This is a genomic window from Microbacterium marinum (genome assembly GCF_014204835.1).
Taxonomy (GTDB): domain Bacteria; phylum Actinomycetota; class Actinomycetes; order Actinomycetales; family Microbacteriaceae; genus Microbacterium; species Microbacterium marinum.
The window spans coordinates 1,602,226-1,616,988 of the sequence record NZ_JACHMD010000001.1 but is presented as its reverse complement, the minus strand read 5'-3'; the positions used below and the strand labels follow the sequence as shown (position 1 = coordinate 1,616,988).

17 protein-coding genes are annotated in these 14,763 nt (G+C 70.7%); 11 read left to right on the top strand and 6 right to left on the bottom strand.

What is annotated here, in order from left to right; all coding sequences use genetic code 11:
* Positions 1-4: 4 nt before the first annotated feature.
* From nadA to BKA24_RS07755, 5 genes are read left to right on the top strand one after another with little or no spacing between them, the layout of a single operon-like run.
* A complete protein-coding gene (gene nadA / locus BKA24_RS07775) occupies positions 5-1,318 on the top strand; it encodes a quinolinate synthase NadA (RefSeq protein WP_184216745.1) in 1,314 nt (437 codons plus the stop codon).
* Positions 1,315-2,838, top strand: coding sequence for an L-aspartate oxidase (gene nadB / locus BKA24_RS07770; protein ID WP_184216743.1), 1,524 nt, complete (start codon positions 1,315-1,317; stop codon positions 2,836-2,838). The genes nadA and nadB overlap by 4 nt, the downstream gene beginning before the upstream one ends.
* Positions 2,838-3,692, top strand: a complete 855-nt coding sequence (gene nadC, locus BKA24_RS07765) for a carboxylating nicotinate-nucleotide diphosphorylase (protein WP_184220605.1) — start codon at positions 2,838-2,840, stop codon at positions 3,690-3,692. The genes nadB and nadC overlap by 1 nt, the downstream gene beginning before the upstream one ends.
* Positions 3,692-4,831 (top strand): cysteine desulfurase family protein, encoded by a 1,140-nt coding sequence (locus tag BKA24_RS07760; RefSeq protein WP_184216741.1) that lies wholly within the window; start codon positions 3,692-3,694, stop codon positions 4,829-4,831. Before nadC ends, BKA24_RS07760 begins: the two co-directional genes overlap by 1 nt.
* Positions 4,831-5,790: a glycosyltransferase family 2 protein gene (locus BKA24_RS07755; RefSeq protein ID WP_184216739.1), complete on the top strand. Its 960-nt coding sequence runs from the start codon at positions 4,831-4,833 to the stop codon at positions 5,788-5,790. Before BKA24_RS07760 ends, BKA24_RS07755 begins: the two co-directional genes overlap by 1 nt.
* Positions 5,791-5,800: 10 nt before the next feature.
* Here BKA24_RS07755 and BKA24_RS07750 read toward each other — a convergent pair whose 3' ends face one another.
* Positions 5,801-7,675 carry an ABC transporter ATP-binding protein gene (locus BKA24_RS07750; protein WP_184220602.1) on the bottom strand — a complete coding sequence of 625 codons (1,875 nt, stop codon included), beginning with the start codon at positions 7,673-7,675 and terminating at the stop codon, positions 5,801-5,803.
* A 183-nt stretch (positions 7,676-7,858) separates the two neighbouring features.
* Between BKA24_RS07750 and BKA24_RS07745 the strand changes: the two genes are divergently transcribed.
* On the top strand, positions 7,859-9,310 hold the full coding sequence (locus BKA24_RS07745; RefSeq protein WP_184220599.1) for a DHA2 family efflux MFS transporter permease subunit: 1,452 nt from the start codon (positions 7,859-7,861) through the stop codon (positions 9,308-9,310).
* 58 nt (positions 9,311-9,368) lie between these two features.
* Here BKA24_RS07745 and BKA24_RS15765 read toward each other — a convergent pair whose 3' ends face one another.
* Positions 9,369-9,491 carry a hypothetical protein gene (locus BKA24_RS15765; protein ID WP_281385741.1) on the bottom strand — a complete coding sequence of 41 codons (123 nt, stop codon included), beginning with the start codon at positions 9,489-9,491 and terminating at the stop codon, positions 9,369-9,371.
* Between the two features lie 86 nt (positions 9,492-9,577).
* Between BKA24_RS15765 and BKA24_RS07740 the strand changes: the two genes are divergently transcribed.
* Positions 9,578-10,126: a type 1 glutamine amidotransferase domain-containing protein gene (locus BKA24_RS07740; protein WP_184216737.1), complete on the top strand. Its 549-nt coding sequence runs from the start codon at positions 9,578-9,580 to the stop codon at positions 10,124-10,126.
* Positions 10,127-10,152: 26 nt separating this feature from the next.
* On the opposite strand, the gene BKA24_RS07735 is transcribed toward BKA24_RS07740, so the two are convergent.
* Entirely contained in the window at positions 10,153-10,704 is a 552-nt protein-coding gene (locus BKA24_RS07735) for a copper resistance CopC family protein (protein ID WP_184216735.1), read from the bottom strand.
* Positions 10,705-10,868: 164 nt separating this feature from the next.
* Here BKA24_RS07735 and BKA24_RS15615 point away from each other — a divergent pair, with 164 nt between their 5' ends.
* Positions 10,869-11,177 (top strand): hypothetical protein, encoded by a 309-nt coding sequence (locus BKA24_RS15615; protein WP_246367058.1) that lies wholly within the window; start codon positions 10,869-10,871, stop codon positions 11,175-11,177.
* 2 nt (positions 11,178-11,179) lie between these two features.
* On the opposite strand, the gene BKA24_RS07725 is transcribed toward BKA24_RS15615, so the two are convergent.
* The gene (locus tag BKA24_RS07725; protein WP_184216733.1) at positions 11,180-11,527 is read right to left on the bottom strand and encodes a helix-turn-helix domain-containing protein; all 348 of its coding nucleotides are present in this window, start codon (positions 11,525-11,527) and stop codon (positions 11,180-11,182) included.
* Between the two features lie 72 nt (positions 11,528-11,599).
* Between BKA24_RS07725 and BKA24_RS07720 the strand changes: the two genes are divergently transcribed.
* Together BKA24_RS07720 and BKA24_RS07715 are read left to right on the top strand one after the other, a co-directional pair.
* Complete coding sequence (locus tag BKA24_RS07720) at positions 11,600-11,938, top strand: DUF7882 family protein (RefSeq protein WP_184216731.1); 339 nt, start codon at positions 11,600-11,602, stop codon at positions 11,936-11,938.
* Between the two features lie 122 nt (positions 11,939-12,060).
* On the top strand, positions 12,061-12,258 hold the full coding sequence (locus BKA24_RS07715) for a hypothetical protein (RefSeq protein WP_184216729.1): 198 nt from the start codon (positions 12,061-12,063) through the stop codon (positions 12,256-12,258).
* Positions 12,259-12,298: 40 nt separating this feature from the next.
* Here the strand turns inward: BKA24_RS07715 and BKA24_RS07710 are convergent, their stop codons facing one another.
* Positions 12,299-13,072 carry an alpha/beta fold hydrolase gene (locus tag BKA24_RS07710; protein WP_184216727.1) on the bottom strand — a complete coding sequence of 258 codons (774 nt, stop codon included), beginning with the start codon at positions 13,070-13,072 and terminating at the stop codon, positions 12,299-12,301.
* A gap of 74 nt (positions 13,073-13,146) precedes the next feature.
* Positions 13,147-14,118 carry a helix-turn-helix transcriptional regulator gene (locus BKA24_RS07705; RefSeq protein WP_184216725.1) on the bottom strand — a complete coding sequence of 324 codons (972 nt, stop codon included), beginning with the start codon at positions 14,116-14,118 and terminating at the stop codon, positions 13,147-13,149.
* A gap of 98 nt (positions 14,119-14,216) precedes the next feature.
* Between BKA24_RS07705 and BKA24_RS07700 the strand changes: the two genes are divergently transcribed.
* Positions 14,217-14,672 carry a VOC family protein gene (locus BKA24_RS07700; RefSeq protein ID WP_184216723.1) on the top strand — a complete coding sequence of 152 codons (456 nt, stop codon included), beginning with the start codon at positions 14,217-14,219 and terminating at the stop codon, positions 14,670-14,672.
* The last annotated feature ends 91 nt before the right edge of the window (positions 14,673-14,763 follow it).

Sequence of the window (14,763 nt, the reverse complement as noted above, 5' to 3'; positions counted from 1 at the left end):
CGACATGGCCGCTTCCCTCATCACCCTCCAGCCGCGCCCGGTCGACCCGAGCGTCGATCACGAGATCCAGGCGATCGTCGCCGGCCGCGGGGATGCCGAGACGTGCAACACCGATCTGGCCGCGGCGCCGTGGGCCTTCGACACCCGGCCCGGGTACGGACCGGGATCGTCGATGGGCGACGTCATCCCCACCGGCGCGCCCCGGCAGGGCGAACTGCCTGCCGAGTACCGCGAGGCGAGCGAGGTCGAGCTGGCGGCGCGCATCGTCGCGGCGAAAGAGGTGCTCGGCGACCGTGTCGTCATCCTCGGGCACTTCTATCAGCGGGAAGAGGTCGTCACCCACGCCGACTACGTCGGAGACTCGTTCCAACTCGCGAACGCCGCACTCGAGCACCCCGACGCCGAGGCGATCGTGTTCTGCGGCGTGCACTTCATGGCAGAGACCGCGGATCTGCTCTCCCGTCCCGAGCAGGCGGTCATCCTCCCCAATCTCGCCGCGGGCTGCTCGATGGCGGACATGGCCGACATCGACCAGGTCGAGGAGTGCTGGGAGCAGCTCGCCGACGTGTACGGCGACATGGAGACCCCGGACGCCGACGGCCTCCTGCCGGTGATCCCCGTGACGTACATGAACAGCTCGGCCGCCATCAAGGGCTTCGTCGGCCGCCACGGCGGCATCGTGTGCACGTCGTCCAATGCGCGCACCGTCTTGGAATGGGCGTTCGCCCGCGGGCGCCGCGTGCTGTTCTTCCCCGACCAGCACCTCGGCCGCAACACGGCCAAGGCGATGGGCGTCCCGCTGGAGCAGATGCCGATGTGGAACCCCCGGAAGGCCCTCGGGGGCTCGACCGAGGCGCAGCTCGAGGATGCCCGCGTCATCCTGTGGCACGGCTTCTGCTCGGTGCACCGCCGGTTCACGGTCGATCAGATCGCCGCAGCCCGCGCCGACCACCCCGGCGTGCGCGTCATCGTCCACCCGGAGTGCCCGATGGACGTGGTGGATGCCGCCGACGAAGCGGGCTCCACCGACTACATCCGCAAGGCCATCGCCGCGGCATCCGAGCCGACGACCTTCGCGATCGGCACCGAGATCAATCTCGTGCAGCGCCTGGCCGCGCAGTTCCCCCAGCACGAGATCTTCTGCCTCGACCCGGTCGTCTGCCCCTGCTCGACGATGTACCGCATCCACCCCGGCTACCTCGCCTGGGTGCTCGAGGGACTCGTCGCGGGTGAGGTCCACAACCGCATCACGGTTCCGGCCGACGTGGCGGATCCCGCCCGCGTCGCCCTCGAGCGCATGCTGGCGGCGAAGCCGTGACCCGCGTCGTCGTCGTCGGGTCCGGCATCGCGGGCCTGACCGCCGCGCGCCATGCGGCCGCCGCGGGGTGCGAGGTGACCGTCGTGACCAAGTCGACGGTGGATGCCGCGGCGACCCGCTACGCGCAGGGCGGCATCGCCGGGGTGATGTTCGCCGACGATCGGATCGCCGATCACCTCGCGGACACGCTCGCCGCCGGCGCAGGTCTGAGCGACCCGGCGGCCGCCTCGGTGCTGGTGTCGGAGGGCCCCGCACGGATCCGCGACCTCGTCGAGCTGGGCGTCGCGTTCGACCGCGAGGCGGACGGCGAGTGGGTCAAGGGTCTCGAAGCGGCTCACTCGTACCCGCGCGTCCTGCACGCCGGCGGCGACGCCACCGGCGCGGAGATCGAGCGGGCACTGGTGGCGGCGACCGGCGGCATCCGTGTGATCGAGCACGCCTTCCTCGTCGACGTCGTGACCTCCGACGGCCGCGCGGGCGGCGTGGACGTGCTCCTCGACGGGGCGACCACGCCGACCCGCCTCGACGCGGACGCCGTCGTGCTCGCCACGGGCGGCGCCGGGCAGCTGTACGCGCACACGACGAACCCCGAGATCGCGACCGGCGACGGCATCGCGGCGGGAGTGCGAGCCGGCGCCGCGGTGCAGGACCTCGAGTTCGTCCAGTTCCATCCGACGGTGCTCGCCGTCGGCGCGCCGTTCCTCGTCTCGGAGGCCGTGCGGGGCGAGGGCGCTGTGCTGCGCGACGAGCGGGGCGCGAGGTTCGTGCTCGAGGCGCACCCGGACGGCGAGCTCGCGCCCCGCGACGTCGTCGCCCGCGCCATCACCGACGCGATGGCCCGCCAGGGCGGTCGCCCGGTGCTGCTCGACGCGACCGCGGTCCACAGCGCGGACGCCGATGAGCGTGCCGCCTTCCTCGCGCGCCGGTTCCCGACGATCGACGCCGCGATGCGCGAGCGAGGCCTCGACTGGGCACGCGAGCCGGTGCCGGTCACGCCCGCGGCGCACTACCTGATGGGTGGCCTCGTCACCGATCTCGAGGGACGCACGAGCGTGCCCGGTCTGTACGCGGCCGGCGAGGTGGCCCGTACCGGCGTGCACGGCGCGAACCGGCTCGCGTCGAACTCGCTCCTCGAGGGAGCCGTCTTCGGCGCCCGTGTCGGCGCGGCGGTCGCTCGCGACGCGGATGCCGCGTGGCCGATGCCCCGCACCGCTTCCTCCCCAACGGCGCCGCGCAGCGTCGGCACCGCGCCGCTGACGCGCCTCGAGCTGCAGCGGCTGATGTGGACGGAGGTCGGCGTCCAGCGCACCGGCGACGGACTCCGCCGCGCAGCGCGCCGGCTCGCGCAGGCGGCGGCGCCGCTGCGCACCGACGCGACCGTGCGCGAGCGGGAGGACGAGAACCTCCGCCAACTCGCGGCGCACGTCGTGGATGCCGCGCTGGCACGGACGGCATCCGTCGGCGCGCACACGCGCACCGATGCGGTCGACGCCGCACAGAGCTGGGAAGGGGCAGCATGATGCTCACCACCGCCGTCATCGACCGGGTGGTCGCGGGTGCTCTCGCCGAGGACGCGCCGTGGGGCGACATCACGAGTGAGGCGCTCATCCCCGTTGAGGCGACGGCGACCGCCGAACTCGTCGCCCGCGAACCCGGTGTCTTCAGCGGCGGGGACGTCTTCGCTGCGGCGTTCCGGCTCACCGATCCCACGACGGAGATCGAGGTGCGCGTCACCGACGGCACGGCGTTCGCACCCGGCGACGTGCTCGCCGTCGCGAGCGGACCTGCCCGGGCGGTGCTGACCGCTGAACGGATCGGTCTGAACTTCGTGCAGCGGCTCTCCGGCGTCGCGACCCTCACTGCCGCGTACGTGGCCGCCGTCGAGGGCACCGGTGCGCGCATCGTCGACACGCGCAAGACCACACCGGGTCTGCGCGCGTTCGAACGTCACGCCGTGCGCAGCGGCGGCGGACACAACCACCGGTTCTCGTTGTCGGATGCCGTGATGGCCAAGGACAACCATCTCGCCGTCCTCACGCGCGCCGGACTCTCTGTGACCGAAGCCCTGCGCGTGGCGAAGACTCGACTCCCCCACACGATGCACATCGAGGTCGAGGTGGATCGCCTCGACCAGCTCGACGCCGTGCTCGCCGCCGGGGTCGGCACGATCATGCTCGACAACTTCTCGCTCGAAGACCTGCGCGCGGGCGTCGCGCACATCGCCGGCCGCGCCACCGTCGAGGCATCCGGCGGGGTATCGCTCGACACCGTCCGCGCGATCGCAGAGACCGGCGTCGACGTCATCTCGGTGGGCGCCCTCACCCACTCGGCTCGGGCGCTCGATCTGGGACTCGACATCGACATCGCGAGCTGATGCTGTACCTCGACCACGCGGCGAGCGCACCCGTCCGGCCCGAGGTGCGTGAGGCGATCCTCCCGTTTCTCGGCGACCGGTTCGGCAACGCCTCCAGCCATCACACGGTGGGCGAAGACATGGCTGCCGCTCTCGACGACGCACGCCGGCGGGTGGCGCGGGTGTTCGGGATGCGCCCCGGCGACATCGTGTTCACCTCCGGCGGCACCGAGGCGAACAACCTCGCGATCAAGGGCGTCGCCATCGCGGCCGCGCTGCGACGCGGCATCCGTCCGCACATCGTCACGTCGCCGCTCGAGCACGAGTCAGTCCTGGCGTCGTGCGACTACCTCGAACGGGTGCACGGCGCCGCGGTGACGCGGGTCGCCGTCGACGGGGGCGGGCGCATCGACCCCGACGAGGTGCGCGCGGCGCTGCGCGAGGACACGGTGCTCGTCACCGTCGGATACGCGAACAACGAGATCGGCACGGTGCAGGATGTCGACGCGATCGCCGCCGTCACCGCCGAACTACGGGTGCCGCTGCACCTGGATGCCGTGCAGGCAGCGGGCTGGCTTCCCCTCGCCGGGACGGGCGCCGCTGCTCTGTCGGTCGCGGGCCACAAGCTCGGCGCCCCGCACGGCACCGGGGTGCTCGCGATCCGGGGCCGGATCCCCCTCGAGCCGCTGCTCCACGGCGGTGGACAGGAGCGCGGTCGCCGCAGCGGCACGGAGCACGTCGCCGGGGCCGTCGCGATCGCCGTCGCCCTCGAGCTGGCCGAGGCGGAGCGCGTCGAGGCGTCCCTCCGCGTCGGCACGCTGCGCGATGCCTTCGCGTCGCGCGTGCTCGCACTCGTCCGCGAGGCAGAGGTCACCGGGGACCCCGAGCACCGGCTGCCCGGCACCGCGAGCTTCACATTCGCGGGCGTCTCCGGAGAGGCGGTGCTCCTCGAGCTCGAGCGGCGCGGCGTCGTCTCCTCCAGCGGCTCGGCGTGCGCCGCTGGGAGCGACGAGCCCTCGCACGTCCTGATCGCGCTCGGAGTGGCCCCCGAGATCGCGCAGACGGCGGTGCGATTCACCTTCGGCCACCACGCCGCGGGCGATCCCGCACCCGTCGCCGCCGCCGTCGCTGCGGCGGTCGCGGCGGTACGATCACGGTGATGAGCAGCCCGACCGTCACCGTCATCGTGCCCGGACGCGACGTGGGCGCCTTCGCCGCGGAGGCCCTCGACTCCCTCCGCAGCCAGACCTACACGAGCTGGCAGGCGATCCTCGTCGACGACGCCTCGCACGATGAGACGTCCGAGGTCTTCGCGCACGCGGCATCCGATCCGCGTTTCCTGCTGATCAGCCACGACGTCGCCCGCGGGCTCGGCGCGTCGCGCAACGAGGCACTGGCGCTCGTGGACACCCCGCTGGTCGGCTTCCTCGACGCCGACGACGTCATGACCCCGGGAGCGCTCGCCACCCTGGTGGGAAGTCTCGACGAGAGCGGCAGCGACATCGCGGTCGGCGCGTACGTGCGACTGCGACCGGATGCCGCCGGCGTGTACACCCCCGGCCCCATCCAGCCCTGGGTCGCCGCCGCGACCGACCCCGCCCGGCAGCGCACCACGCTCGCCGAGCACCCCGCGGTCTCGGGGAACATCGTCGCCTGGTCGAAGGTCAGCCGGATCGAGCTGTGGCGTCGGGGAGGTCTGGCCTTCACCGAGGACAAGGCCTACGAGGATCAGGTCGTGGCGCAGCGGCTGTACTCCCGAGCCCGCGGGATCGATGTGGTGCCCGACGTCGTCGTCCACTGGCGTGAGCGCGCCGACGGGACCTCGATCACGCAGCGTCGTCACCGTATCGACGTGCTCCAGGACTACCTCGACGGGATGCGGGCAGGCCTCGCGATCCTCGACTCCGGCGCTCATCGCGAGGCGGCGCGCGCGCGCGTGGCGCTGATCCTCGCCATGGACGTCCCGGCCCTCGTCCGGGTCGCCGAACACCACCCCGACGATGCCTACCGGCGGCTGCTCGGATCTTTCACGAGAGACCTCGCCGCGCGTGCCGACCGAGAGGGCATCGTTCTCGATCCCGAGGCCGAGCCCCTGCTCGCCGCGGCGCGACTGTGGTGAGCCGCCCGAGTCACTGCACGTCGAGCCGACCGGCCGCCAGCTGCTGACGGGCGAGGTCGGCGTAGAGCCCACCTCGCGCGAGCAGATCGGCGTGCGTGCCCGATTCGACGATCCGGCCGCCGTCGACGACATGGATGACGTCGGCGCCGACGACCGTCGAGAGCCGGTGCGCGATCGACAGCGTGGTCCGACCGCGCGCCGCGGCGTCGATCGCCGTCTGCACGACACGCTCCGAGACGGTGTCCAGCGCGCTGGTCGCCTCATCGAGCAGCAGGACGGGCGGGTCCTTCAGCAGCACCCGAGCGATCGCGATGCGCTGCTTCTCGCCGCCCGACAGCCGATATCCCCGCTCCCCGACGATCGTGTCGTACCCGTCCTCGAACCCGGCGATCGCGTCGTGGATGTTCGCCGCCACGCAGGCGGCCTCGATCTCGGCATCCGTCGCGTCCGGCCTGGCGTACCGCAGGTTCTCGCGGATCGTGGCATGGAAGAGGTAGGTCTCCTGCGAGACGAGACCGACATGATCGATGATCGAGTCGCGGCGGAGCGCGCGCACATCCTCTCCGGCGAACAGCACCGTGCCCGAGGTCGCCTCGTACAGCCGCGGCGCGAGCGAGAGGATCGTCGACTTGCCGGCGCCGGAAGGCCCCACGAAGGCCACGTGCCGCCCCGGCTCTGCGACGAACGAGACGTCGTCGAGCGTCGCGCGGGCTGCCGGCGCGGCATCCGGATACCGGAAGGACACCCCTCGGAACTCGACCCGCCCGATCGGGCCGGGCGCGTCGGGGACCGCGATCGCGTCAGCGCGATCGGCGATCGCCGGCACGAGATCGAGGTACTCGAAGATGCGGGCGAAGAGGGCGCGCGAGGTCTGCAGGTCGAGGGCGACCCGCATGAGGCCCATCAGCGGCATGAGCAGCCGCGCCTGCACCGTCGTGAACGCGACGATCGCCCCCGCCGACAGCGACGCCCCGTCGCCGGAGATGAACAGGCCCGCCACCAGGTAGATGACCGCCGGCACCGATGACATGATCACCTGCACGACGGCGAAGAAGCCCTGCCCGCTCATCGCCTGCCGCACCTGCAGACCGATCTGCGTCTGGTTCTCGGCGGAGTAGCGCGCCGATTCCGCGTGCTGCCGATTGAAGGATTTCGACAGCAGGATGCCGGACACGCTGAGCGTCTCCTGCGTGATGGCGCTGAGCTCGGACAGCGACTCCTGCGTCTGCCCCGCGATGCGGGCGCGCACCTGGCCGACGCGCCGCTGCACCGCGATGAGGAGCGGCATGAGGATCACCGCGACGATCGTGAGACGCCAGTCGATCAGCACCATCGCCACCACGGCGGACGCCACCGTGACCGTGTTCCCCAGCACGCTCGTGACGGTGTTGGTGAGCACGCCCGACACGCCACCCACGTCGTTCTGCAGGCGCGATTGGATCACGCCGGTCTTCGTCCGCGTGAAGAAGGCGAGATCCATCGCCTGGAGATGATCGAACAGCCGGACGCGCAGATCGCCGGTGACCCGGTTGCCGACCGTGGAGGTGAGCCACGTCTGCGCGATGCCGAGCACCGCGGAGAGGACGAACAGGCCGATCATCGCGCCGACGAGGACGGCGAGCAGCGGCATCCGCGGTTCGGAGCCGCCCTGCGGGAAGAGCGCATCGTCGAAGACGCGCTGGACGAGCAGCGGCGGGATCACCCCGAGGGCAGCGCCCGCGACGACGAGCACAGCCGTGACGGCGAGCCGTCCGCGGTACGGCCGGAACAGGGCCACGACGCGGCGGCCGAGGTCGGGCACGCGCGGCGCCTCAGCGTTGTCGCGGCGCTGTGCCGCCTCGTCGACGGCGCGGAAGCCGTGACGCCCGCCGCCAGGCCCGCGCATACTCACCTCGTCACCCTAAACCCGCCAGAAAACCGGTGGACCGATTCGCGGCATCCGGGAATGGAGGGGCCCGCGTGCTCGTTAGGGTGGAGAGCTTGCGTTGTCGGGGACGACCGCGGGCCTCGATACGACACGTTCAGGAGCCACTCTGTGACCGATTCCGTCCGAACCGCCCCGGCTCCGATGCTCCGCCCCGAGGAGAGCCGCGTCGTCTGGCTGCTGCTCGCCGCCGCATTCGTTGCGATCCTCAACGAGACCACCATGGGCGTCGCGATCCCCCACGTCGCCGAAGACCTCGGCGTGACCGAGAACGCGGCGCAGTGGCTGACCACGGCGTTCATGCTGACGATGGCCGTCGTCATCCCGACCACCGGCTTCCTGATCAAGCGGTTCACCACCCGTCAGGTGTTCGTGACCGCGATGTCGCTCTTCTCGCTGGGGACGCTCATCGCCGCGATCGCGCCGGCCTTCCCCGTGCTCATCGGTGCGCGCGTCGTGCAGGCGTCGGGCACGGCGATCATGATGCCGCTGCTGATGACGACGCTCATGACGATCGTGCCGCCGCAGTCGCGCGGTCGCATGATGGGTCGCGTCTCCATCGTCATCTCGTTCGCGCCCGCGATCGGCCCGGTCATGTCAGGCGTCATCAGCGAGGCGTTGAGCTGGCGGGTGACGTACGGAATCGTCCTGCCGATCGCCCTGATCGCCCTCGCCGTCGGCGCGAAATGGATCCACAATCTCGGCGAGCGGACGCACGCGCCGCTCGACCTGCTCTCGGTCGTGCTGTCGGCGTTCGGATTCGGCGGTCTCGTCTACGGGCTGAGCCAGATCGGCGGCGGGCACGGCGGGTCGGCGTCGGCGGAGACCGCGGCACCGTCGTCGATGATGCTCATCGTCCCGATCGCCATCGGTCTCGTCGCGCTCGCGCTGTTCGTCTGGCGTCAGCTGCGACTGCAGCGCATCGATGACGCACTGCTCGACCTGCGCGTGTTCCGCACCCGCAACTTCACCCTCTCGATCCTGCAGGCGACGATCATGTCGATGGCCTTCTTCGGGACCATCATCATCCTGCCGCTCTATATGCAGAACGTCCTCGGGATGTCGTCGACGGCGGCGGGATTCGCCGTCTTGCCCGGCGCGATCCTCATGGGTGTCGCAGCTCCCTTCATCGGCCGCATCTACGACGCGAAGGGCACCCAGGTGCTGCTCGTGCCCGGTGCGGTGCTCGTCGTCGGCACGCTGTGGGTCTTCACGACGTTCGACGAGAACGTGGCGGTGTGGGCCGTCGTCGTCGCGCAGACGGTGCTGTCGCTCGGACTCGCGATGTCGTTCACGCCGCTGTTCACGGCGGCGCTCGGGTCGCTCGACAAGGCGTTCATCTCGTACGGCTCCGCGATCATCAACACCGTGCAGCAGGTGGCGGGGGCGGCGGGCATCGCCGTCATGGTGACGCTCATGACCACCACCACCGCCGCGCAGATCGCTGACGGGGTGGATGCCGCGGCCGCGGGCGCCGCCGGCACGCACATGGCGTTCCTCGTCTCGGCGATCATCGCGATCCCGCTGCTGGTGGGTGCGTTCCTCATCACCAAGCCGGCCGACACCCCCGGTGAGCCGGTGGACGTCGGCCACTGACCGGCATCCGGAAACGACGAAGAGCCGCCCTTCGGGGCGGCTCTTCACGTCTCGCGACTCAGTTGGTGCTGCAGCACCCGCCGCCGCAGCACGACGCACCCTCGTCGACGACCTCAATGAGATTCTTGTCGTCGGTGACGATCGGCTGCAGGGTCGGCGTGGGGAGGTTCGAGGTGGCCATGCACGCCATGTTACGCCCGATAATCGGGCGCCGGGCCGCGGTCAACCCCCTTCGGCGCGCCGCCGGCTCCGCCCTACCGTCGGACCATGAGCACTCTCACCGGAAAGCGCGTCGCGTTCCTCGCGACCGACGGATTCGAAGACAGCGAACTGACCTCTCCCTGGGGCGCACTCTCTGAGGCGGGGGCTGAGCTCGTGATGGTCGCGCCCGGCTCCGATCCGATCTCGGGCAAGAACGGTCATGAGCAGCCGGTCGATCTGACGACGTCCGATGCCGATGCCGCCGACTTCGACGCCCTCGTCCTGCCTGGCGGCGTCGTGAACGCGGATCATCTGCGGATGGACGCCGACGCCGTGCGGTTCGCGCGTGACTTCTTCGCGCAGCACAAGCCGGTCGGCGCTATCTGCCACGCCGCGTGGATCCTCGCCGAGGCCGACGTCCTCGGGGGACGCAAGCTGACGAGCTACCCGAGCCTGCGCACGGATCTCGTGAATGCGGGAGCGGTGTGGGAGGACGCGGAGGTCATCGTCGACGCGGGCCTCGTTTCCAGCCGGACACCCGACGATCTGCCGGCGTTCAACGCCAAGGTCGTCGAGGAGATCGGCGAGGGCCGTCACTCCGGTCAGACGGCCTGAGATCCGCTCGTCCGGCGGCGCCGGCCCTACTCGGGTCGGCGTGCTCCGCCTTTCCGACGAGCCACGACCAGGACGACGACCAAGACACCGACGATCAGGATGAGACCGACCGCGGTCAGGGTCAGCGCGAGCGCGGCATTGCTACCGCTGTCCGCGGTCGAGTCCTCCGCGATCGGCGCGGCGCTATCCGGGAGGGGTTCGCCGTCGCCGACGGTGAACGGGATGGTCCCGCTGATCGGGTGCCCGTCGCTGGAGACCGCACGCCACTCGACCACGTAGCCCGCGTCCGCGTTCCCCGCAGTGGCGTCGATCGGAACGGTGAGGGTGTTGGTCTCGATCACCGGGTCACCGGCCGTGAGGTCTGCGCCCTCGGCGTCGATCACCGCGATCGCGGCGCCATCGGTCATGATGGCCGCCGAGTACGTGAGGACGATCTCGCTCGGGAGGGCGTCCAGCTTCGCCTCCGCCGCCGGCGAGCTGCCGACCAGTTCATCGTGAGCGGATGCCGGTGCGGCGACCGCGAACACACTCACCAGGGTGAGAGCTGCGACGGCCAGGACCGAGCGGAGATACGACAACGGGAACCACCGATCTGCGCGCGTTGGGAGAAGGCGCGCCCTGCCATTGTCTCAGCCGCCGGCCCGGCATCCGCCGCTAGCGATCTCTCTCGCGCCGCGCAACCCCGACGGCGGCTCTGTTCGGCCGACGTAGCCTTCACTCGACTCACGAGAAGGAGATCCAGATGAGCGAGCACGACGTCACACCGGATGCCGCCAAGCCGAGCCAGGCGGAGGGCGAAGATCTCGACCGCAGCGATGTCCACGAGGTGATCCCCGCCGAAGGGCATGCCTCCCAGGCGGAGGGCGAGGACACGTCTGCGTCCGACCCGGATGAGGCGGGCTCGGGGGTTGAAGACCCCGAGGACCGTGGCGCTCCCGTGGCAGAGTCCCACATCGAGGTGAGCGAGCACGACGGACGCACGCGCGTCGACATCGCTGACGACGCGGAGATGCGGCCGGGGCCGGGACCGGGCCAGCCCGAGGCCGACTGACCTCAGCGCCCGAGGAGATCCTGCGGGCGGACCCCGTACACCTCGACGTGTGTCCGCGTGAGCGAGCGCTCGGCGAAGCCCCATCGCGCGGCGATCTCAGCCACCGAGGCCCCACCCTCCAGATCGGTCTGGACCAGCTCCCCGTGCGCCGCGTCGAGGCGGGCGGCGAGGAGGTGCTGTGCCGGTGTGCGAGCCGCGAGGGAGTGCGAGCGGAACGCGCGGTCCAGAGCGAATGCCTCGAGCGCGGTGACCACGACGGACCGGAAGACCGTGGTCGCGAGGAGGTCGCTCCCCAGCGCACTCGAATTTTCGAAAGCCATCGTCGACACCGACTCCCAGGCTGGGGCCATCGCGGCATCCGGACGGGCGCCACGGCGTCGCCTCGAATCGCATAATGGATACACAAAGCCCAGAGGAGTCACGTGGGAAAGTTCATCTACAACGACCGGATCCGCGTCGATCTCGACGACCGGATCCTCGCTCACATCCAGATCGTCATGACCACGAAGCTCCGCCGCGGCGAGGGCTTCACGTTCATGTGGCGCAACGATGCCAGTCTCGGCGATGGGCGACAGGTCGTGTGGATCCACCCCGGCGCCGACCTCAGCTGGCAGTTCCACGGGAGCCGCCAGCCCAGCCTCAATCCTGCCTGGCTCGACGCGCTCAGCCACGTCGCCAATTCACCGTCGGGGCTCTACGTCGTTCCCGAGCCTGCCGCCGGCGCCGCCGGTTCGGCGCCCACCGGCGAGCCGCTGGCGTGACGACGCCGCGGATGCCACGGTGAATCATGGCCGCTGAGACCTCGATCCTGATCGATGCGTCCTTGGCGACGACGGATGTCACCGAGGCGGAGCAGACCCTCTCGTACCTGTGAGATCACCCGGTGCTGTCCGTGTCGGGCGACACCTTCTCCCTCCGCCGACGCACCCACGTCGACCACCGACTGCAGCTGACCGCTCTCGAGCTCTCCGGGCTGACGCACCTCGCGATCGAGGTGAACCGGTTCGTCGGTGTCGCCGAACTCGTCGACGGGTCGCTCCGGGCGACCTCCAACGACGAGCTCCTCGACGTCGGCGCATGACAGGTCGATGCCGCGGAGCGTGTCGCCGCGGCATCCACCCTCAGTCCCAGCCGAGATAGTCCTCGATCTGGAAGGCGGTCTCGCCCGGGTGCGTCATCGGGAAAAGGTGACCGGCGCCGGGGATGCGCACGACGCTCGCACGGTCGCGTGCCGTCGCCTGCAGGTCGTCGCCCGAGGAGGGCACGGTGATTTTGTCGTCCCCGCCCTGGATGATGAGCACGGGGAGGCTCGGCGCGAGGCTCGCCCACTCCGCCACCGGCGTCGAGGCCAGCGCCGCGCTCTGCAGCTCTTCGACGCCCAGGTCGCGCGAGCGCGAGAACACGTCCCACGCCACGGCGAGATCGATGCCCTGTCCGACGAGGACCTGGATCGCCGTCCGGTCGTCGGTGTCGACCGGGGCCGAGAACGCCGTCTTCAGGGCTCGCGCCGCGTCGTCGTCGAGGGGTCGAGTCCCCTCCACGCCGAGGAGCAGCACACCGCTCGCCCGCCCGGGGAAGTCGAGGGCGACCGTTCGCGCGACAGCGCCACCGAAGGCGTGCCCGCCGATCCACGCGGCGGTGACGCCGAGGTGGTCGAGGACGTCGACGACATCCCGAGCGAGATCGTGCATCGTGGCCGACCCGCCGGTGGGGCGGCGCGAGCCGATGCGGATGATCCGGAACCCCTCTTCCTCGAGGATGCTGGCGAGGCCGCCGAGGTAGGCGACGTCGAGGCCTTGGGCGGGCAGCAGGACGAGCGCCGGGCCCTCGCCTTCGTCGATGAACGGGATGGCGCGGCCGCCCTGGTCGAAGCTCTGGCGCTGGATCTCAGTCAATGGGGGTCCCTGTGTCGAATCGGTGCAGGTGTCCGGTTGGTACCCATCAACGCTACCGTCCCTCGCTCCCGAGGTCAGGTCGACGCGTACCGGTGGGCGAGGATGGCGAACGCCGCGGCCAGCTCGGGAGGGCCGACGACCTCCATGGGCACATCGAATCGACCGAAGGATGCCGCGAGCGAGCCCCAGGACCACGATCCCGCCGTGAGGACGGTCCTGCCATCCCCGTGCGCTTGGGCCGTGCCGTCGCCGACGAACGGGAGCACCTCGCGGATCGGGAGATCGAGGATCACCGAGCCGCGGCACGCCCACTCGTTCACGTTCGACCCCTTGAATCGAGCGGCCACGAACTCGCTCAGGTCACCGCCGGGCACCGAGCGCGGGGCGAACCGCGGACCCGTCGGGATGCGCGGCGTGATCCTGTCGACACTGAACAGGCGCCAGTCGTCACGTTCGAGATCCCATGCGACGAGGTACCACCGCCCCTGCGCGGTGACGATGTGGTGCGGCTCGACGCGACGGGGCGGGAGCTCGAGGTCGCGCGGCTGGGGCTCGCCCCGGGGTACGTAGTCGAACCGAAGGACTTCCGATGCGCGGATGGTCTTCGCGAGGCTGATCAGCACGTCCGCGGAGACGTGCATCGGCGCGGCCTCCCCGGGGCGCGTTGCGGCAGAGATCACGTCGAGCGTGTCGAGGCGATGGCGCAGCCGTGACGGCATGACCTGACGGATGGTCGCCAGCGCCCGGATCGCGGCATCCTCGATTCCGACGCCCGAGACCGAAACGGTCTGCAGCGCGACCGCCACCGCAACGGTCTGATCCTCGTCGAAGAGCAGGGGCGGCAGTTCGCTGCCCGCCTGGAGCTGGTACCCGCCGTCGTGGCCCATCGTCGCGTCGATGCGGTAGCCCATCTCGCGGAGGCGATCGACGTCGCGGCGGACCGTGCGATCGCTCACCCCGAGGCGCGACGCCAGCACCGACCCGGGCCACACGCGGGCGGTCTGCAGCAGCGACAGCAGGTCGAGCAGTCGGGTCGTGGTGGACATGCTCCGAACCTATCCGCCATCTAGGACAGAACCTGACCTAGACGGCTGTGACGCTGGGTCTACGGTCACACAGGCCGGAATTGATGAAGGAGCACACAATGGCCATCCAGACCACCACCCACCTGAACTTCCGCGGCGACGCCCGCGCGGCGCTCGACTTCTACGGCTCGGTGTTCGGCGGCCACGTCGTCGTCAACACCTACGCCGAGTTCGGCATGCCGGCCGAAGCTCCCGGCGCCGACAACGTCGTGTTCGGACTCGTCGCCGCCGAGAACGGCTTCCGCATCGCCGGGTACGACGTGCCGGGCGGGTTCGGAGGCGGCGTCGTCGGGGCCGGGTCGACCCGCCGAGAGCAGCACACGACCATCACCGACCAGGCCGTCTTCGTCTCGCTGGGCGCCGATTCGCTCGAGGAGCTGCAGAGCTACTGGGACGCACTCGCCGTCGGAGCGGCGATCGTCGAACCGCTCGCCGCCTCGACGTGGAGCGCCGGCTTCGGCATGCTCACCGACCGATTCGGCGTCACCTGGAGCGCGTCGGTGACTGCCGCCTGACCCCGGCGCACGGATGCCGTGGCGGCCCGACCTCGCCGCGGCATCCATTTCGCATCTATTGACTTTCGATAGATGACCGACCAAGAATCGA